The sequence below is a fragment of the Micromonospora craniellae genome (genome assembly GCF_014764405.1).
Taxonomy (GTDB): Bacteria; Actinomycetota; Actinomycetes; order Mycobacteriales; family Micromonosporaceae; genus Micromonospora; species Micromonospora craniellae.
This window is the reverse complement of sequence record NZ_CP061725.1, coordinates 4977595-4997271: the sequence shown is the minus strand read 5'-3', so window position 1 is coordinate 4997271 and position 19677 is coordinate 4977595. Positions and strand designations below refer to the sequence as shown.

15 protein-coding genes and 2 pseudogenes are annotated in these 19677 nt (G+C 67.4%); 7 read left to right on the top strand and 10 right to left on the bottom strand.

Annotated features, from left to right (window positions below; all coding sequences use genetic code 11):
* Positions 1-62 precede the first annotated feature (62 nt).
* The 5 genes and pseudogenes from ID554_RS22715 (at position 63) to tnpC (ID554_RS22695) (ending at position 3969) form a co-directional block, all read left to right on the top strand.
* Positions 63-407, top strand: coding sequence for a YciI family protein (locus tag ID554_RS22715; RefSeq protein WP_117231201.1), 345 nt, complete (start codon positions 63-65; stop codon positions 405-407).
* Positions 397-918: pseudogene (locus tag ID554_RS22710) on the top strand (sigma-70 family RNA polymerase sigma factor); the annotation flags it as partial. The gene ID554_RS22715 and the pseudogene ID554_RS22710, both read left to right, overlap by 11 nt.
* A 478-nt stretch (positions 919-1396) precedes the next feature.
* Positions 1397-1888, top strand: a complete 492-nt coding sequence (locus ID554_RS22705; RefSeq protein ID WP_223884204.1) for a hypothetical protein — start codon at positions 1397-1399, stop codon at positions 1886-1888.
* A 102-nt stretch (positions 1889-1990) separates the two neighbouring features.
* Positions 1991-2461 carry an FkbM family methyltransferase gene (locus ID554_RS22700; protein ID WP_223884203.1) on the top strand — a complete coding sequence of 157 codons (471 nt, stop codon included), beginning with the start codon at positions 1991-1993 and terminating at the stop codon, positions 2459-2461.
* A 59-nt stretch (positions 2462-2520) separates the two neighbouring features.
* Positions 2521-3969 (top strand): IS66 family transposase, encoded by a 1449-nt coding sequence (gene tnpC, locus ID554_RS22695; protein ID WP_191088556.1) that lies wholly within the window; start codon positions 2521-2523, stop codon positions 3967-3969.
* Positions 3970-4252: 283 nt separating this feature from the next.
* On the opposite strand, the gene gltX is transcribed toward tnpC (ID554_RS22695), so the two are convergent.
* On the bottom strand, positions 4253-5665 hold the full coding sequence (gltX, locus tag ID554_RS22690; protein WP_396888562.1) for a glutamate--tRNA ligase: 1413 nt from the start codon (positions 5663-5665) through the stop codon (positions 4253-4255).
* Between the two features lie 705 nt (positions 5666-6370).
* On the opposite strand from gltX, the gene ID554_RS22685 reads away from it, so the two are divergent.
* Positions 6371-7798 (top strand): IS1380 family transposase, encoded by a 1428-nt coding sequence (locus ID554_RS22685; RefSeq protein WP_199489339.1) that lies wholly within the window; start codon positions 6371-6373, stop codon positions 7796-7798.
* 125 nt (positions 7799-7923) lie between these two features.
* Here ID554_RS22685 and ID554_RS22680 read toward each other — a convergent pair whose 3' ends face one another.
* The 6 genes from ID554_RS22680 to ID554_RS22655 all read right to left on the bottom strand — a co-directional run bounded on the left by ID554_RS22680 (position 7924) and on the right by ID554_RS22655 (position 14923).
* On the bottom strand, positions 7924-9534 hold the full coding sequence (locus tag ID554_RS22680) for a hypothetical protein (RefSeq protein ID WP_117231399.1): 1611 nt from the start codon (positions 9532-9534) through the stop codon (positions 7924-7926).
* Positions 9535-9624: 90 nt separating this feature from the next.
* Positions 9625-9855, bottom strand: a complete 231-nt coding sequence (locus ID554_RS33190) for an AAA domain-containing protein (protein WP_396888561.1) — start codon at positions 9853-9855, stop codon at positions 9625-9627.
* A 190-nt stretch (positions 9856-10045) separates the two neighbouring features.
* Positions 10046-11464 (bottom strand): IS66 family transposase, encoded by a 1419-nt coding sequence (gene tnpC / locus ID554_RS22670; protein WP_191088609.1) that lies wholly within the window; start codon positions 11462-11464, stop codon positions 10046-10048.
* A complete protein-coding gene (locus tag ID554_RS22665; RefSeq protein ID WP_117231436.1) occupies positions 11359-12585 on the bottom strand; it encodes an AAA domain-containing protein in 1227 nt (408 codons plus the stop codon). Before ID554_RS22665 ends, tnpC (ID554_RS22670) begins: the two co-directional genes overlap by 106 nt.
* Positions 12586-12791: 206 nt before the next feature.
* Complete coding sequence (locus ID554_RS22660) at positions 12792-14039, bottom strand: IS4 family transposase (protein WP_191088608.1); 1248 nt, start codon at positions 14037-14039, stop codon at positions 12792-12794.
* 38 nt (positions 14040-14077) lie between these two features.
* A complete protein-coding gene (locus ID554_RS22655) occupies positions 14078-14923 on the bottom strand; it encodes an AAA domain-containing protein (protein WP_117231443.1) in 846 nt (281 codons plus the stop codon).
* A gap of 127 nt (positions 14924-15050) precedes the next feature.
* On the opposite strand from ID554_RS22655, the gene ID554_RS22650 reads away from it, so the two are divergent.
* On the top strand, positions 15051-16478 hold the full coding sequence (locus tag ID554_RS22650; protein WP_199489339.1) for an IS1380 family transposase: 1428 nt from the start codon (positions 15051-15053) through the stop codon (positions 16476-16478).
* 436 nt (positions 16479-16914) lie between these two features.
* Here ID554_RS22650 and ID554_RS22645 read toward each other — a convergent pair.
* From ID554_RS22645 to ID554_RS22635, 3 genes and pseudogenes are all read right to left on the bottom strand, one after another.
* Positions 16915-17154 (bottom strand): annotated as a pseudogene (locus ID554_RS22645) (IS5 family transposase); the annotation flags it as partial.
* A gap of 21 nt (positions 17155-17175) precedes the next feature.
* Positions 17176-18885, bottom strand: coding sequence for an IS1182 family transposase (locus ID554_RS22640; RefSeq protein WP_223884689.1), 1710 nt, complete (start codon positions 18883-18885; stop codon positions 17176-17178).
* 64 nt (positions 18886-18949) lie between these two features.
* Complete coding sequence (locus tag ID554_RS22635; RefSeq protein WP_263407301.1) at positions 18950-19672, bottom strand: IS5 family transposase; 723 nt, start codon at positions 19670-19672, stop codon at positions 18950-18952.
* Positions 19673-19677 lie beyond the last annotated feature (5 nt).

The following is a 19677-nucleotide window of genomic DNA, read 5'->3' as shown; positions in this document are numbered from 1 at the left end:
GTCAGGAAAGGCTCCGCCGTCCTGTCTTTTTGCGGACATATCGATCATTATGAGGATGCAACGTGAAGTACCTCATGTTGATCTACGGCAACGAAGAGGTCTGGGGCAGCCTGCCGGACGGTGACCTGGCCACGCTGATCGGCGAGGTGGACGCCTTCAACCAGGCCCTGCGGGCCTCCGGCGAACTGGTGGACTCGCAGGGGCTGGAAACCCGGCCACGGGCCGTACGCATGGTCGACGCCGCGCCGGTCGTCACCGACGGGCCCTACCTGGAAGCCAAGGAGTACGTCGGGTCGTACTTCGTGGTCGACGTGGTCAGCGAGCAGCGCGCACTGGAGATCGCCCGGTCGCACCGGGGCTGCGGTTGGGCGCGGGAGTCGGCGGCGGTCTGGAGGTCTGGCCGCTGATGAGCCAGGCCGGGGCCGGGAACTGAGCCTGGACGAGGCCACCGCCGACCTGCTGCGCCGGCTCGTCCCGCAGGTGCTCGGCACCCTGACGCGCCGCTACGGCGACTTCGCCGCCGCCGAGGACGCGGTCCAGGAGGCGCTGGTCGCCGCCGTCGAGGCGTGGCCGCGCGAGGGCGTACCGGCGCATCCGTCGGGCTGGCTGCACACCGTGGCCGCCCGCCGGTACGTCGACCACGTCCGCGCCGAGGCGGCCCGGACCCGCCGGGAACGGACCGACCACGACGCCCTGCCGCGGGACGCGCTCGTCGTGCCGCCACCGGACGCCGCCGCAGCGCCCCACCACGACCTGCTGGAGTTGTTCCTGCTCTGCTGCCACCCGGCGCTGCCCGCTCCGGCGCAGCTCGCGCTCACCCTGCGGGCGGTGGGCGGGCTCACCACCGCCGAGGTGGCCGCCGCCTTCCTGGTGACGGAGAAGACCATGGGTCAGCGGATCGTGCGGGCCAAACAGCGGCTGCGCGAGGCGGGCGCGCGGTTCGCCCCGCCCCCGACGGCGGAACAGGGCCGTCGGCTGGCCGTGGTCCGGCAGGTGCAGGCGGCCATCACTGCGGTGCACGCCGAGGCACCGAGCACCGACGAGACCGACTGGCCGCAGGTCCTCGCCCTCTATGAGGTGCTGGAGCGGCTGGCGCCCAACCCGGTGGCGACGCTGAACCGGGCGGTGGCGGTGGGCATGGTGCGCGGACCGGACGCCGGGTTGGCCCTGGGCCGGTACGTCCTCATCTCCAGCTGTGGCGTGTACCGCCGCGACCCTGGCAGCAACGGCCTCACCGAACGCTCACCCACCATCCCCGCCGACGCCGCCCGCCCTGTCCGCGCCTCCGCCACCCGCAAACTGCGCTGCGAGCGCTACCTCGAACGACGCTTGGCCAGCATGGCCGTACCACTCCTCATCGCCCGCCTCGGCCTGGTCATCGGCCGACACGACGACAGTGAACGCCTCGCCTACTGGCTCGAACGCGCCCTGCGCGGCGGCGACGTCCTCGTCCCGATGCCCGACCACCAGCCACTTCAACTCGTCGACGCCCGCCGACGTCGCCCGGTTCATCCGCACCGCCATCGAGCAGCAGCTGACCGGGATCGTCAACGTCGCCGGCCCCACCACCACCGCCCGCATCCTGGTCGACACCGTCCTCACCCACGCTGGCCGCACCGTCACCGCATGCCGCGTCGGCGAGGAGTTCGCCCTCACCCACGGCATCCGCCCCTGGACGGAGATCCCGCTCTGGCTCCCCGCCAGCAGCCCGGAAATCGCCCTCATGTCCGTCAACACCACCCGCGCCGTCAGGGCCGGCCGGACCCACCGCCCGCTCAAAGACTCCATCGCCGAGGCCCTCACCTGGCAGGCACTGCGCCGACGCTGGTCCCAACGCTGGCTCGACCGGAGCCGCGAACAGCATCTCCTGCGCGAGTGGCACGGGTGAGCGTCATGCTTCCGTACACCCCACCCGCGCCCTACCACTCGCAGTGGGGCGAGGACCGTTGGATCGCCGAGAACCTCCGGTTGCCCGCTCACGGCGTCTTCGTTGACATCGGCGCCGGCGACGGCGTACGCGGCAGCAACACCCTCCACGTCGAGAACCTCGGCTGGCGCGGCCTCTGCGTCGACGCCGACCCCCGCAACCACCAACGCCTCCGCCAACGCTGCTGCGCCGTCGACACCTGCGCCGTCTCCGCCACCCCCGGCCTGTGGCCGTTCGACATGTACCGCCACAAGCCCTCCTGGTCCGGGCTACACCGCACCGGCACCGACTACCAGGAAATCGTCGTCACCTGCCGCACCCTCGAAGACCTCCTCGACCAATGGTGCTATCAACCACATCGACCTGCTCAGCATCGACGTCGAAGGCACCGAACTCGACGTCTGGAACTCCTTCGACCCCGACAGACACCAACCCGAAATCGTCATCATCGAGTACGACGACAGCCACCCCGACCGATATCGCCGTAAAATTCACGACCGGCTGGGGCGGGAGACCTACGAACTGGTGCAGTAACTGGATAGGTGTCGTTGATCTTTCAGAGGTGTTTGGCCGGGGTGGGTCGTTGACCGTTCGTGCCCGCCGATCCTTCGCAGCCGTCGTATGAGCAGCTGCTTGCGCTGAACGCGGACCTGTTCGCCCGGTTGGATCAGGCGCTCGGGCGGATCGCGGAGCTGGAGGCTGACCTCAGTACGGCGAAGTGCCGGATCGCTGATCTGGAAGCCCAGCTGAAGCAGTCGTCGAAGAACTCCTCGAAACCGCCGTCGACGGACGGGCTGGCCAAGCCGGCACCCAAATCTTTGCGCGGTAGGTCCGGGCGGGGGCCGGGGCGCCCGGCCGGGCAGCCCGGCGCCACTCTGGAGCAGGTCGCCGACCCCGACGTCATCGTGCGGCACACCCCCGAGGTGTGCGCGGGCTGCGACAACGATCTGGCCGGCGCGGCCGAAGTGTCCGTGACCCGGCGGCAGGTGTTCGACATTCCGGAACCGACGGTCGTGGTGACCGAGCATCAGATCGTCACCCTCGCCTGCCCGTGTGGACATCGCACCACCGGCATCGGGCCCGCCGAGGCCACCGCGCCTGCCGTGTACGGGCCGCGGATCGCCGCGATCGGGGTCTACCTGTTGCACGGGCAGTTCCTGTCGATCGGCCGTACCGCCGACGCGCTGCGGGACCTGTTCGGCCTGCCGGTCGCGGCGGCCACGGTCACCGCCTGGGTCAAACGCACCGCCCTCGGCATCATCGAGCAGGTGCTGCCGGTGATCCGCGACCGGATCCGGCAGGCGCCGGTCGTGCACTTCGACGAGACCGGGATGCGCGTCGAAGGCCGTCTGGCCTGGCTGCACTCCGCGTCCACCGGCACCGACGTGCTCCTCACGGCGCACCGCAGACGCGGCGCCGCCGCCATTGACGACGCCGGTGTCCTGCCCGGCTTCACCGGTGTCGCCGTGCACGACGCGTGGGCGCCATACGACACCTACACCAGCGCCAACCACGCCCTGTGCAACGCCCACGTGCTGCGTGAACTGGTCTACGTCACCGACACCGCCACCGGCCCCACCGCCGACCTCGCCACCCAAGCCATCAACGCGCTGCGCCGGCTCAACCGCCTGGCCGACGACGCCCACACCGGGCAGGACACAGCGAACCCGGACGCCCTACGCGAGCAGCAGTACCTGCTGCGCTCCGCCGTCGTGCTCGGCGCGCAGGCCACCGCCGGCCGCGACGGCAAACTCCAGCGCAAACACCACGCCCTGTTCGTCCGGCTCCGCGACCGCCGCGACGACTACCTACGATTCGTCACCGACCCGGCCGTCCCCTTCGACAACAACGCCGCCGAACAGACCATCCGTATGCCGAAACTACGGATCAAGGTCTCCGGAAGCATGCGCACCATGACCGGCGCCGAACACTTCGCCGCCATCCGCAGCTACACCGCCACCGCCATCCGCCAAGGCAACAACATGCTCGACGCCCTGATCCAAGCCGTCACCGGAAACCCCTGGATCCCCGCCACCACCTGAGCAAATCGGCGTACACGCATACCCGATGTTCCAGCACCTATCCAGTTACCTGGTGCATACCACCCCGGCAAACCTCGTCCTGCAGCGCACGGACCACTCCGGGCGGCATCGCCGATGAGCGTCCGAGCGCACCGGAACGGCAAGGGCGAGCCATCAGTCGCTGACCGCTCAGCTCCGCGAAGCCAAGGTGTCTGGTCTACTTCCGAGTCAGGGGCAAGGCCAGCTGCCACCGGTGATCAAGATTGAGTTGACCGGCGGGTCGATCCGCCGGTCGCAACAGAGATCAGCTCAGGCGGTCGAGTGCGGCCCGCAGGCGAGCCAGGGTTCGCTCACGCCCGAGGATCTCGATCGACTCGAACAGCGGCAGACCGACAGTGCGCCCGGTCACCGCCACCCGTACCGGTGCCTGCGCCTTACCGAGCTTGAGCCCTCGCTCGGCACCGATCGCCTCCAGCGAAGCCTTGAGCGCCTCGGCCCGCCACTCGCACGCCTCGTACGCCTCGACCACGGCCGCCAGCAGCGCCGGGGCCTCGACCTTCATGGCCTTCGCCCACGCCGCCTCATCAGCGACCGGCTCATCGAGGAACAGGAAGTCGACCATCGGCACAATCTCGGAGAGCACCGCGATCCGGGTCTGCGCCAACTCGGCGACAGCGGCAAACGCCTGGGCGTCGTACGCGTCCGGCCGCCACGGCGTGGTCTCACCGGTCAGCCACGGCTGGCACGCCTCGACGAACGCCTCCACCGACAGCGCCCGGATGTAGTCCCCGTTGAAGGCACGGAGCTTCTTCACGTCGAAGAACGCCGGCGAGGGGTTCACATCCTCCAGCCGGAACTCCGCCACGATGTCGTCCCACGGCAGGATCTCCCGGTCGCCGGAGGGTGCCCAGCCGAGCAACATCAGGTAGTTGCGCATCGCCTCGGCGAGGTAGCCCTCGACGCGGAAATCCTCCAGAGCGACCCGGTCGCGGCGCTTGGAGAGCTTCTGGCGCTTCTCGTTGACCAGGATCGGCGCATGCACCCACACCGGCGGCTCCGCGCCCAGCGCTTCCCACAGCAGTTGCTGCTTCGGCGCGTTGGGCAGGTGCTCCTCAGCCCGGATCACGTGGGTGATGCCCATGACCATGTCGTCGACCACGTTCGCCAACAGGAACACCGGCGAGCCGTCGCCACGAGCGATGACGAAGTCCTCGATCAGGGCGTTCTCGAACGTCGGCTTACCGCGCACCAGATCGACAATCACAGTCGAGCCCTCATCGGGGGTACGGAAGCGCAGCGCGCAACCGTCCCCGGTGGGCAGACCACGGTCGCGGCAGTAGCCGTCATAGCCCTTGTGCTCGCTGCCCGTACGTGCGATGACCTGACCCCGAGCGCAGTCGCAGTAGTAGGCGAGCCCGGCGGCGAGGAGCCGATCGATGGCCTCGCGGTGATGCTGCACGTAGTCGGACTGGAACAGCGGGCCTTCGTAGTCCTCTGGGCCAACGCCCAGCCACGCCATCGCGTCGACGATGCCCTGCACCCATTCGGGCCGGTTGCGGGCGGCGTCCGTGTCTTCGATCCGCAGAACCATCGTCCCGCCCGACTGTCGGGCCAACACCCAGTTGAACAGCAACGAACGGGCATTGCCGACGTGGAACATCCCAGTCGGCGAAGGGGCGAAACGAACACGAACCGCAGGACCACTCACGGCCCACAGCCTACCGGGCACGCAACGATCACCAACGCCGATATCCATCCACACGACCGGCTGCCATCGGGCCCTGAACGCAACTGCGGTAGGAGGAAAGGAAGGACCGGTTTCGGACCCAGGACCAATGCTGTCAGCTCTGCCCAGAATCAGGTCAGCGGCGGCCAGCCGTTATGGTGGGCCGGAGGTACCACCATGCGAACCACACCGCCACGATCGCCGGTGACGCCCTACCATTGAGTTTGTCCAGCTCACGCCGCTGAGTGCCCAGCCAAGGTCGCCCGTCGGCAACGGCGTCGAGGCAGTGCTCGCAGATCCGCTTCTGCGGCACTATCGGCTCTGGCAAGAACGTGCATATCATCGCGGACCTCGACGGCAGGATCAGGGATCTACCGCCCGGATCCACGCCCGCTCCCCCACGTGGCCTTCAACGCAGAACGAGATGCTGGACCGGTCCGGGTCACCGCTCTGGACCAGCCATTGTCCGTTCACCGCGAGGACTCGCTGCGCCGGGGTCGGTGGCGCCGCCGGCACCACCTCGGTGGACCAGGCCGCCGTCTTCCGGCGGGCAGACCGCCAGCCGTCTGCGCCGCCTAACCTCCCCGAGTCAGAGGCGATTTGACTGATCGAGGGCGATAAACGAAAGGTGCTCCTGACCTGCAAGGATTTGGGTGTCGAGTCCATGTCCACAGCAGAAGCGGGTGCACCTTTCTGGTGAGTAAGGGTAGCGGGTGGGATCAGCGGCTGGTCGTCGGCGCGGGCGGGAAGGGTCTGGTCGGTCACGCGGGTGCGGTCCTGCTGCGCAAATGCGCAGATCGGACCGGTCTGACCAGCGGTTTGAACAAGGTGCTACCGCGCGGCAAGGGCCCTGGGTGGTGGGATCGCGGCACGGTCCTGGTCTCACTCGCGGTCGCGATCGTGCTCGGCGCCACGAGCATGTCCGACATCGCGGTCCTCGCCCATCAGGGATTGGTCTTCGGTGATCGGCCGTCGGAGCCAACCGTCCGGCGAGCGTTGGCCGGTCTCGACGAGACCGCGCTGAAACGGATCGGCAAAGCGCGGGCGAAGGTCCGCGCTCACGTATGGGCCCTGCTCGCCCGCCGCCCGCAAGGGTTCCCGTGGCTGACGGTGGCGGGCAAGCTGCTGTCCGGGTGGGTGGTCATCGATCTGGACGCCACCCTGATCACCGCTCACTCACCGAAGCAGGGTGCGGCGGCCACGTTCAAGAAGGGTTTCGGGTTCCATCCGCTCGGTGCGTGGTGTGCGAACACCGCGGAATGCCTGGCCATGCTGCTGCGGCCCGGCAGTGCCGGCTCGAATACGGTCGCCGATCACATCCGGGTTCTCGGTGAGGCGATCGCTCAGTTGCCGGTCGCCTACCGGCGCAAGATTCTGATCAGGGTCGATGGGGCCGGTGCCACCCACGACCTGCTCGAGCACATCGAGGCGATGAACCGGCTGTGGCGCAGCGTGAAGTTCACCGTCGGCTGGACGATCACCGACGCCGACGAGATCGCGATCGAGCAACTGCCTGCTGAAGCGTGGACCGACGGCCTCGCCCAGGACGGCACGGCCGTCGACACCGCGCATGTCGCGGAACTGACCGGCCTCAACCAGCGCCTGGAGAACTGGAACGGCCGGCTACGGCTGCTCGTGCGGCGCACGAAGCCGTCGGCCCGGCACGCGAAGAATCTCACCGCGCTGGAGAAGCGGACCGGCTGGCGGTACGCGATCGTCGCCACCAACATCAGCCGGATCGCCGGGGTGCCGGGCTCGCACCAGCCGCAATGGATCGACGCTTTGCATCGTTCGCACGCAGGAGTGGAAGACAAGGTGCGCACGAACAAGGCCATGGGCCTGCGGAACCTGCCGTCGAAGGCCTGGACCGTCAACCGCGGCTGGGTCCTCGCCGCCAACATCGCCGCGGACATCACTTCCTGGACCCGGTTGCTCGGCCTGCACGACCAGGACGACCTCGCCCACGCCGAACCCGCAACACTGCGTTACCGGCTGCTGCACCTGCCCGCGAAACTGGCCGCCCACGCCCGCCGGCGTGTCCTGTCCATCCCCGAGACCTGGCCGTGGGCCGACGCGTTCACCCTCTGCTGGCAGCGCCTCACCCTGCTACCACTGACAACCTGACCCTGGACCCCTGTACCTACCAGTAGAAAGACCGTGACCGAGGGCCCGGAGAACTCGCGCTTCCACAGCGACACGTGGCGATATCACACCCAAACCGGGTGGACAAAACGGTCAAGCCGAAACGGTCAGGCAGGGAGCAAGACCCTCTGACGGATCGAGGCTAACACCCGGAAAATCCGCCCGACGGCGCCGTCCAACGCGGCTAGGTCGGCAATTATCTCGTTGACCGGCCGGTCAGGCTCTGTACGCAGATACCGTGCGCTCGGCTCGACTGTGAGCCGGTCCCGGAACGCGGCCTGCTGCGGTCCCACCAGGATGACCGCCTTACCCACACAGTCCCGGGATGGATCATCCGGGCAGACGACCGGGACTTGGGCGGCAGCCGGAGTACGGGCAAGGTTGCCAGCCCATTGCTCGGCCAGGTGCTTCCAGCGGTGCACCGGCAGCGCTGCCTCGGAACCGGGCACTTCCTCCCACCACCCGGAGCAGATCCGGGACAGCTGTGCGACCGCCGCCGGATCCGTGATTCGCAGTACCGGCCGCAGTTCGTCGTCCTGCGCGGGCACGCCGAACAGTCCGGCGCCAACCGCGGCAACCGGCCCGTCCGCCGTATTCGTGATGATCATGTCGGCCACCGTCGTGGCCGGTTGCCTGTTGAAGGACAACTTGCCCGGCAGCGAATCATCGGCCCGGATGGCGCTGATCGTTCGCCCGATTTCGGCAGCCTGCTGATCGGCGTCGCAAGACCACAACACATCGCAGTGCACCCCGCGGCGCCTGAGCCCGATAGCTACGTCCCTCAAGGCAACCGCGGACGCTTGGTCAAGGTGACCGGCGATCAAGAGCGCACTTCCTTGCGCTCGAGCAAGTAAGTCAGCGGCGAGGCCGCGGCCCAGGGAACCGCTCAACGTAAAGTCAGCGCAACTGACCACGGTCTGCGCGTACGGTGCCGCCCAATGATCAACGGTTGATTCGCCGCCTCCGACGCTCGGCATTCGCTCCGGGCGGCTCTGCATGAGCTGGCCGAGCGCGGCCTGGAACTCTTGGTCGGCCTCGAACTGCTGGATCCGATCCCGTACCTCTTGCACGATCATGTCGCGCAGGTGTTGCCACTGGTAGGGCAGCCCGAAGACCTTGTCGGCGTCGAGATCCACCCGAACCGGCAGGTAGTGCAGATCCTGGCTCACCCGGGTAGCCGAGTCGATCCAGCGGACCCACTCGTGCTGATTGTCGGACCGAGGCAACAGGCGTTCGGCCTCTCCACCGTTGATCTTCGTTCGAATGATCTTCGGTTGCAGTGCCTGGCGACGTGGGGTGCCCCTCGGCAGCCGGCGCAGGTTGTTCGCGGTGACCAGGCTCAGGTCGTTCGCCCTGGCCATCTGACCACTCAGCCGCTCACGAACGATCTTTGTGTGAGCTGTCCGTACCCGCATCGGCCGACGGCCGGTGGCGACGGTGGATCGGCCCTCAGCAGTCACCAGATAATGGATCTGGCTGTCTCGCTGGGCCATCGCGACCCAGCCCTCTTGAATCAGCGTTACCAGGCCCTCGGTAAGCAACCGGAGGTGCACCTGGAAGATGCGCTCGAGCTCCTGCGAGGTCCGCCCGCCGCTCTCGCTCGCCTCGTTGATCGCTTTCAGCAGCAGCTCCTCGAACTTGCTGTACGGGCGGCCGTACGCCAATTCGTAGGTGACCACGTACATCTGCAGAGGCACCAGGGTGCGGATCATGGTCATCCGAGGATTCCTCCAAGCGCGGCCGGCTGCTGACGTGGCTGCGCGGCCCTGGCCCGGAAATCGGTGAGGTCAGCCGGCACCCGGACCGCCTTACCCTCGTCGAACCAGCTCTCCAAGCGGTCGGGTCATCACCGCGAGGTGCAGGAGGCCCGAGAACCTATCAGGATTGCGGGAAACGTGAGCGACTTGGGCGCGGAAGAAGTCCCAGGATCCCACCAGGATCAGCAGCCGCTCGGCCCGGGAGATGAGCACGTTCATCCGCTGGGGGTGACTGAGGAAACCCAGGCCATCCGAGGGCTGTTTCTGATTGTTGCGGACCAGACTGATCGCGATGACCTCGGCCTGGTTTCCCTGGAACGAGTCGACGGTGAAGAAGCCGTCCTGTATCCGCTTCTCTCCGTTCGATGGCGAATTCTGCGGATTTGCTGCGAGTACCAGACCACGATCAAGGAGAACGTCCCGAAACTCTGACGTGCCGAGCCGCTGCCGTAGGTAGGCGACCTGTACGTATTCAGCTTGATATTGCCGGTTCCGGTAGCCATGGTCCGGTGGTGAAGAGTTGTTCGAGCACGTCGAGGGCGTCTTTGCCGTGTTTGGTGGCGGTGGACAGGTAGGACCGTAGGGTGGCGAAGTCGGCCAGGCCTTGCAGGGTGCGCCAGGTCGCGGAGATCTTCTGTTGGAGTTTGACCGGGCGGAGATCGCGTTCGGCCTGGTTGTTGGTGAAGGGCACGGCCAGATCGACGGTGAACCGTAGGATCATGTCGCGGTGGGCGGTGAAGCGTTCGACCAGCGTGCCGGCTCGTGACGGCTTGCCGTCACGATCGGGCGGGTTCTGCTGGCGGCCGTAAGCGAGGGCCCCGGCGTAACAGGCACGGATGTGACTGATCTCGTCGGCTGACAGTGCGTCCCGGCCCGCGGTGACGGCCTGCTCGGTCATCTTCTTGGCCATCAGCAGGGTTTGCGCCATCACCTCGGCCCACTGCTGGCCGGCCGGGTCGGACTCGTGCACGCCGCGCAGATCGCGGATCAGATGTGCTCCGCACCAGGCGTGATCGGCGTCGGCCAGGTGGCGGTAGGCGGCGTAGCCGTCACGCACGAGGGTGCCGGTGAACCCGGGCAGGACCTTCCCGGCGTCGATGTCGGCCTTGCTGCGGCCGCCGACGTGGAACAAGGTCAGCTCAGGGGTGCAGGCCACGTGCACGTACTTGAAGCCGCCGTCGACCCTTGCCGGGGTCTCATCGGCGTGCAGCACCTGCTGGACGTGCAGCAACGCGGCCGTGCGGGACACGAACGGCCCGAGCCTGCGGGCCGCCTCACCGACCACCTGGTGCACGAACCCGGTCGACACCCGCACCCCGAGCAGATCACCCAACAGCGCGGCGGCCCGGGCGAAGGGCAGGAACTGGACGGCCCGCGCGTAGACGACGGCGGCCTTGACACCGACGCCGTACTGCACCCGCCCGGACACCCCGCCGGGTGCCACCGGCTCGCTGACCTGCCCGCACCCGCCGCACTCAACCGCGACCAGTTGGTGCTCAACGACCACCGACCGCCGCTCGGGCAGCTCGATCACCTGCCGGCGCTGCCGCCCGTACTCACGCCCATCACCCAGCGGAGCCCCACAACCCGGATGGCCACACCGCTGTGGCCGGTGCTCGATGACCTCATCCGGATCCGCGACCAGTTCGAGGGTCCATCCCGGCGCTCCCGGCTGCTTGCCCCGCCGCCGCCCACTGCCTTTACCCGGCTGCCGGGCCGGACGGCCCGGACCGTCCGACGAGGGAGGCTTCGACGAGTTCGAGGAGTTCATCCCCAACCGGCGTTTCAGTTCAGCGTTCTCGGCTTCCAACCGATCAACCCGTTCCCGCAGCTCAACCAGCATCGCGACCAGATCCTCGTACGAGAGCGGGACCTGCGGGACGGACGACACCCCATGATCATGTCAGCCGATCGACCAGAGTGGACAACCGGCCCCCCACTCACCTCAAGCTGAATACGTACGGCGACCTGCTGAGCGTACGGGGACAGCACAGCAAGTTCGAGCGGCTCGGAATTGCCAAAGTGGAGGGTACGCAGGAAGCGGTCGAGGGCGTATGCCTCCGCCTCGCTTCGGTACTTGGGGGTGGCGATCTCCAGAGTGCGTGGGTCGTTGGCTGGCAGGTCAAGCCAGACCACCGCGCGGCCCCGGAGTTCGACCGGCGTGACCAGGTTGTGCAGAATTTGAGGTTTCGGCGCCAGCGTTGCCGCATCCTGGGTGAAGTGTTCCAGTTGGCCGTCGTAGTAAACCTCGGACACCAACTCGCCGATGGTTGGATGCATCCGGTGCTGTCCGGTGAGCAGTCCCCCCTCCGGCTCATGGTGAGCTGTCAGCTTGTGCAAGCGCTCGAAGAGACGCAGCCACCTCGTGCAGTACTGCTGAAAATCCTGTTGTTGCTGTTCGGTACGGTCCCGCCAGCCGTGAATGAAGTCCCGATCGACGTTCTTGTTCGGCAATTGCAGTTGCTCCAGCGCCTGCACGGTCGACGCAACCTCAGCGATTGCCTTGTCGTAGTCTTCGATCCGGTACGGCGGCAGCTGTTTCGGATCCCCAATCAGTAGCCAGCGGTGTCCGAGGAACATCGGCAGTGCCAGCTCGAAGCCGTGCACTTTGCCGGCCTCCTCGACGATGGCCCAGTCGTAGGAGACGTCGCTGCCGAGCGCGGCGAGATCGCCGTCATTGGTTGTGCTGTACGTAATGCTGGCGCTCCGCTTGACCAGTTCCCGGAACTCCTTGGCGATCTCGGCGTTCTGACTGACCAGGTCAGCGACCATTGTGTGGCACGCCTCCAGCCAGTCGGCCTGCACCGACCCCGCCGCCGGCACGCCGAGCGCCTCGATCCGCTCAATCGCCTGCATCAGCAGGTCGCGCGTCACCTGCTGCTCCGACCCGTTCTCCGGCGTCACTTGCGAGATGTCCTTACGCCCGCGCAAAGTGCTGCGAAGCCGGATCGCCAGCGGACGGCGCCGTTCGGGTACCGCCTCGAAGATTTTGTCTACCTTGGACCTAAGCACAATGCCATTAAGTTAAGGCGTCTGGGCAGGCCAGCCTGGGTATGGCGGGCCCGTCGTGGCGGGTGGTCCGGTCGGTGGGTCGTTTGACGCGGTAGGAGTTGTGGCGGGCGCGTTTGATGACGCGGGGGCAGCTGCGGTCGCGTCGGGGCGGGTTCGGCTGGTGGCGGATCTCGGTGAGGGCATCGTCGAGGGCGGTGGAAAGGTGCTCAGGGGGTAATGGCCGCCTGGTCGGTGACCTGGCGGCGTACGACGCGTAGGCCTTTGACGAACGACATGCGGTCGGGGTCGTAGCCGGCCGGGTCGGCGGCTTCCAGCAGCAGTGCGCGGATGGCGTAGTGGGCCAGCAGTAGTCCCCACATCTGCTGTTCGACCAGGTCAGGGACCTTCGATCGGAGGACTTCGCCGCGGCCGCGCAGGTCCGTCTTGATCTCGTTCAGAGTGGACTCTTCTTCCCAGCGCTGCTGGTAGGCACCCGCCAGTTCCATCGCGGGGACCTCGTGGTGGTCGGTGAGGGTGGTGACCACCACGATGAGTTCGCCGTCGGGGTTGCGGTCCGGGACGGTGTACTCGACCACCCTGACGAGGCGGGCGAGATCGGCCGGGATCTCCTGGCCGGTCCGGGCCTGCTCGACCAGCCTGGCCCGGCGTTGCGCGGACAACCCCGCCTTGAAGATCAGTGCCTGGTAGGAGCCGTCCGCGAGCCACCGCAGATGCCCGATGGACACGCTCGCGCCGACTCGCCAGGCAAGGTCCGCGCCGGTGGCGGCGAAGGAGTTGAACAGGTCGAAGGAGTACAGGCCCGCGTCGGCCAGGACCAGCATGCCCGGCCCGACCCGCCCGGCCAGATCCTTGATCAGGGTACGTTCCCCGGTGCGGCACGACCCGAGTACCGCCCCGACGATCGCGTGGCTGCCGCACTCGGCCAACGCCGCGATGTGCAGCTTCGGGTACGCCGACGCCTTCGGCCCCGACCCCATCCGGTCGAAGCGTTCCACGTTGGCCGGGGTGTCGGCCACGTCGAGGGTGGTCGCGTCGATCGCCATCAGCCGGCGCCGGGCCAGCCAGGCGCCCTTGGTGCCCGGTCCAGCCAAGGGCACGCACGCCCTGTCGAACAACATCTTCACCGGCTCGGCGCCCAGCCGCTGACGTGCCTGGGTGATCGCCGACGCCGTCGGGACCTGCCAGTCATCGTCCCAGGAACCAAGTCTGCGCAGGTTACCCACCAGCCGGCGCATCACCTCGTCAGAAGACTCGGCGCAGAACAACCCCATCGCGATCACGTAACGGATCATCACGTGCGCCGGCAGCCGCCGGACCCGCTTCTCACGCCGCCCGCTGCGGTTGAGTACCTCTTCCAGCAGATCCCGGTTGAACCGGGCCGACACCACCCCGAGCCCGATGTGATCGGTCAACCGGCCCTGCGGCCGCAGCGACTCCACCCCAGACGACGTCACGCCACGGCACGGTACCGGCCCGCCGACCCCTAGTCAGCTCACCGCGCTGACCAGCACTGATGCCTTAACTGAACGGCATTGGACCTAAGCACATCCACCGCATGATGTGCCTGGGCGGTTATCAGCACCTGGGCGACCGGGTCCTCCTCGAGAATCTCGCGCAAAAGCCAGGACACCATGTGGGTCTTTCCGGTACCGGGTGGCCCCTGGACGGTGTAGATAGGCCGGGCCCCAAGGATCGTCTTGATCTGGGTCAGCTTGCTCTTATCCACCGTGTCCTTGCCTAGCGGCACCGGCAGCCGCGGGATCTCGCTGTTCATCAAGACCTGCCCCGGAGCCGTCAGGCTGTCGAGCAGATATGAGTGGGTCGCCAGCTTCGCGATAGCGTCCTTGCGGCGACGGATCAGCGACACCTGCCCGCGCAGACCGCTCGTGCGCAGGACGTGCACGTCGCCGATCCTAGGCATCTTGGCCGGTTCCTGGTGGGGAATCAGCCACGCGGTCTCTCTCGGTATATCGACGTCGTCAACTGTCCATTGGGGATCATTCTCGCCTGAAACGGTCTGCGTCTCCATGCTTTCCGAGGACGGGGGGCCCAGATGGATCAAATTACTGCCCTGCTTGCCGCTGTGCTTCTCTCGGACAAGGAACTCGGCCATCCCGCCTTCCATCCGGAACTTTCGGAACGCCGGGTTCTCCCGGTCGATCTCCTGCACCTCGACCCCGACGCAGACACCGTCCAACTCCTTTACATCGGTGACCTGACATCGGAACAGTTCGGCGTCGCGAATCAGAAGGTCCACCTGGTTCGTGAACCGCAGGAAGTCCAGGAACCGCTCGTGCTCATCGCGGCGCTGGCGGCCCCTGTCAATTTCGGGCAGCACTTCCTCCCAGCCTCCCCGAGTCAGAGGCGATTTGACTGATCGAGGGCGATAAACGAAAGGTGCTCCTGACCTGCAAGGATTTGGGTGTCGAGTCCATGTCCACAGCAGAAGCGGGTGCACCTTTCTGGTGAGTAAGGGTAGCGGGTGGGATCAGCGGCTGGTCGTCGGCGCGGGCGGGAAGGGTCTGGTCGGTCACGCGGGTGCGGTCCTGCTGCGCAAATGCGCAGATCGGACCGGTCTGACCAGCGGTTTGAACAAGGTGCTACCGCGCGGCAAGGGCCCTGGGTGGTGGGATCGCGGCACGGTCCTGGTCTCACTCGCGGTCGCGATCGTGCTCGGCGCCACGAGCATGTCCGACATCGCGGTCCTCGCCCATCAGGGATTGGTCTTCGGTGATCGGCCGTCGGAGCCAACCGTCCGGCGAGCGTTGGCCGGTCTCGACGAGACCGCGCTGAAACGGATCGGCAAAGCGCGGGCGAAGGTCCGCGCTCACGTATGGGCCCTGCTCGCCCGCCGCCCGCAAGGGTTCCCGTGGCTGACGGTGGCGGGCAAGCTGCTGTCCGGGTGGGTGGTCATCGATCTGGACGCCACCCTGATCACCGCTCACTCACCGAAGCAGGGTGCGGCGGCCACGTTCAAGAAGGGTTTCGGGTTCCATCCGCTCGGTGCGTGGTGTGCGAACACCGCGGAATGCCTGGCCATGCTGCTGCGGCCCGGCAGTGCCGGCTCGAATACGGTCGCCGATCACATCCGGGTTCTCGGTGAGGCGATCGCTCAGTTGCCGGTCGCCTACCGGCGCAAGATTCTGATCAGGGTCGATGGGGCCGGTGCCACCCACGACCTGCTCGAGCACATCGAGGCGATGAACCGGCTGTGGCGCAGCGTGAAGTTCACCGTCGGCTGGACGATCACCGACGCCGACGAGATCGCGATCGAGCAACTGCCTGCTGAAGCGTGGACCGACGGCCTCGCCCAGGACGGCACGGCCGTCGACACCGCGCATGTCGCGGAACTGACCGGCCTCAACCAGCGCCTGGAGAACTGGAACGGCCGGCTACGGCTGCTCGTGCGGCGCACGAAGCCGTCGGCCCGGCACGCGAAGAATCTCACCGCGCTGGAGAAGCGGACCGGCTGGCGGTACGCGATCGTCGCCACCAACATCAGCCGGATCGCCGGGGTGCCGGGCTCGCACCAGCCGCAATGGATCGACGCTTTGCATCGTTCGCACGCAGGAGTGGAAGACAAGGTGCGCACGAACAAGGCCATGGGCCTGCGGAACCTGCCGTCGAAGGCCTGGACCGTCAACCGCGGCTGGGTCCTCGCCGCCAACATCGCCGCGGACATCACTTCCTGGACCCGGTTGCTCGGCCTGCACGACCAGGACGACCTCGCCCACGCCGAACCCGCAACACTGCGTTACCGGCTGCTGCACCTGCCCGCGAAACTGGCCGCCCACGCCCGCCGGCGTGTCCTGTCCATCCCCGAGACCTGGCCGTGGGCCGACGCGTTCACCCTCTGCTGGCAGCGCCTCACCCTGCTACCACTGACAACCTGACCCTGGACCCCTGTACCTACCAGTAGAAAGACCGTGACCGAGGGCCCGGAGAACTCGCGCTTCCACAGCGACACGTGGCGATATCACACCCAAACCGGGTGGACAAAACGGTCAAGCCGAAACGGTCAGGCAGGGAGCAAGACCCTCTGACGGATCGAGGCTGACGTCGCGACGGCGACCGATCTCGGCGCGAGCGACGTCGTCCGGCGGTGGCGGCGACGGACTGATGTCCAGATGCGGCTGGACATCGGCGGACGTCCGTCCGTGGATCCCGTCGAGGTCCGGGCCCTCGAGCGAAGGCTCGGGCTGGGAGTGCGCCGAACAGAGCTCAGCGGCATAGCGGCAGGCTCATTTGGTAACGGGAAGTACGCACTGCGCGCGGGAGAAACTGTCTCAGCTATTGACCACTGGATCTAAGGCGTGTTTCATAAGCCGGTCAGAGCCATTCGGTGATGATCGTGATGGTGAGGACGGCTTGGAAGCGGACTGCCAGCTTGTCGTATCGGGTGGCGACGCCGCGGTGGCGTTTGAGCCGGTTGATGCTGTTCTCGACGGCGTGGCGCAGCCGGTAGAGCTGTCGATCGAAGGCGGGTGGGCGGCCACCCTTGGATCCTTTGGCTTTGCGGTGGGCGTCCTGATCCTTCTTGCGGGGGATGCAGGCTTTGATCCCGCGTGAGACTCTGCTGCCGAATTCTGTTCAGGCGGCTAGGGCGTGGTCGAGGCGTTGGAGGTGGCTGATTCGGGCTGTTGGTAGGGGGTGTTCGGTCCACCAGGTGTGCAGGCGGGCGAGGTTGAGGGCGATCGCGGAGAACACGTGTTGGAGGCGGGTTTTCGCGAGGCCGCGGTAGCGGGCGTGGCGGATGCCGGTGATGTCGAGGGTCTGGTTGATGGTGGCTTCGACGCCGGCACGGAGCTTGTACTTGTCGGCCCAGTCCTGGCTGGTCTGCTGGGTGCGGGCTGTGCTGAGGGCGTGGTGCAGGTCGCGGGGGTAGAAGGTGAGCATGCGGCTGCCGCGTTTCGCGGTGGTGCATAGGGCTCGGGCGGGGCAGGGGCGGCAGGTGGTGCGGGTGAATCCGACCACGATGACCTCGGCGCCGCGTTGGGTGGCCGGGCTCCAGGAGCTGCTGGTGTGTCCTTGGGGGCAGGTGACCTGGCGGGTGTCGAAATCGATGGTGAAGGCGGTCTTGTCGTAGCCGGTGCCGGCGCGGGCCTGGGCGGACTGGTCAAGCAGGGCGGGGGTGACCAGGGTGACGCCGAAGGCCTGTGCGGTGGTGATGGTCTCGGCAGAGGGGTAGCCGGAGTCCAGGTAGTGCTCGGCGGGCAGCAGGTTGTGGCTGTGTAGTTGCTGGTGGATGGCGGTGGTGGTCTTCACGTCGGGGACGGTGGCCGCGGTGGTGGCCACGTTGACGATCAGGTTCGGGGCGGGCCGGTGGCCGCCGGGCGCAGTGGTGTTCGTGACGGCGTCGGTGTCGCAGGTTTCGCTCAGGTGGACCTTGTAGCCGTTCCAGAACAGGTCATCGCCCTTGGCGGCCCAGCGGGTGTCGAGGTCGTACGGAGAAGTGATCCGCGCTCTGGCGGGCGGGAGACCGTCCGTGTCCGCCTCCCGCCGCCGGATCACCTCCCGCCCTCGGCCGTCGGTGGTGATCAGGTAGTTCTGCACCAGCACGGTGCGCAGGGTCTGCACTGCGGGCAGCTCGGCCAGCCAGACCGGAGCTTCGGCAGCGAACACCGCGCGCAGCAGGGCGACGGCGTCGGCGCCGTAGACCTGGGTGAGCCGGTCCCGCTTGGCCTGCGAGGCGGGTAGCCGCCAGGAATCGATGCGCGGCCCGTATCGATACGCCCACTCGCCGACATCGATCACCGTGGGCAGCCAGCCCGGCGCGGCCACCGATAACGCCTCCAGGCAGGCCCGTACCGACTCGCCGGCCAACTCCAAGCGGTTGAGGTCACGCACCGCGCTGATCACGTGGGTGGAGTCGGTGCGCTGCCTGCCGCCCGCGGCGATCAGGCCCTTGCCGGTCAGCACGGCCAGCATCCGGGTGAAGACCTGTTCTTCCAGGCCGTGCTCGACCAGCCGGGTGCGGAACTTGCTCAACACGCTGGCGTCGAAGCCAGGATCGGTCAACTCCAGGCCGAGAGCGTACTTCCAGTCGATGGCCCGGGCGAGCATCTGCGCGGCCTGCCGATCGGTCAGGTTCTCCGTGTACTGCAAGGCGGTCACCAACGCCAACGCGCCCGGCGACTCGGCCGGAGCGCCCCGAACCCCGAACGCGGCAGCGAACTGCTCGTCGGTGAACACTTCACCCACATGATCACGGGCGGACATCGCCACGCTGCCGTTCGGGAAAGCTGCCCGAGCCACCAGCACCGTCTGATCCGGAACCTGAACCCACGACCGCGGCCGCATCGACACCCGTACACCCCATCCCCGCAGCCACCGACGGAAGGAACACGGCCACGAACAGAGATCATCACCCCGCAACCCGCCAGTCAGAACGATCCCAACGGCGTGTCACGAATTCGGCAGCAGAGTCGCGTGAGCGCAGGTATCGGCGGTTGCCGCGGCTGGTGTAGGCCTTGTCGGCCAGGACCAGGTCGGGGCAGGTGCGGGGCCGGCCGACGCCGAGTCGGGTCACGCGGATGCGGCGCAGGACGGGGATGAACTGCGGGCTGTCACCACGATGCCCTGCCGTCACGATCAGGGAGAGCACCTTCTGTCCCTGCTCGCAGGCCAGGTGCGTCTTCGTGGTCAGACCGCCCCGTGATCGGCCCAGGGCGTGATCGGCCGGTTCGTCGTGCACCCCGCCGGGTGGTTCCTTCTGCAGATGCCCGTCGGTACGGGCGCCGGCGGCATGCTGGTGGGCGCGGCTGGTCATCGAGTCCACACTCACCGTCCAGCCGATGCGGCCGGTCGCATCGCCGGCGGCTTGCAACGCGGACAGGATCTTGTCCCAGGTCCCGTCGCGCTGCCACCGGCGGAACAGGCCGTAGACGGTGGGCCAGGGCGCGTACTCGGCCGGGACGTCCCGCCACGGGGCGCCGATCCGGATCCGCCACCGAATCCCGTCGATGAGCTGCCGTTTCTCCCACTTCGGCGGACGACCAGTCGTCGGCGCGGCAGGCAGCAACGGAGCCAGAACAGCCCACTGCCCGTCGGTCAGGTCATGCCGCCTCGTCACCGCTACGCTGGGCACGAGGT

Bases quoted from the DNA above. Each gene is read 5' to 3' on its own strand.
- ID554_RS22680 (WP_117231399.1), bottom strand. From the start codon at position 9,534: ATGACCATGATCCGCACCCTGGTGCCTCTGCAGATGTACGTGGTCACC.
- ID554_RS22640 (WP_223884689.1), bottom strand. From the start codon at position 18,885: ATGCGGCCGCGGTCGTGGGTTCAGGTTCCGGATCAGACGGTGCTGGTG.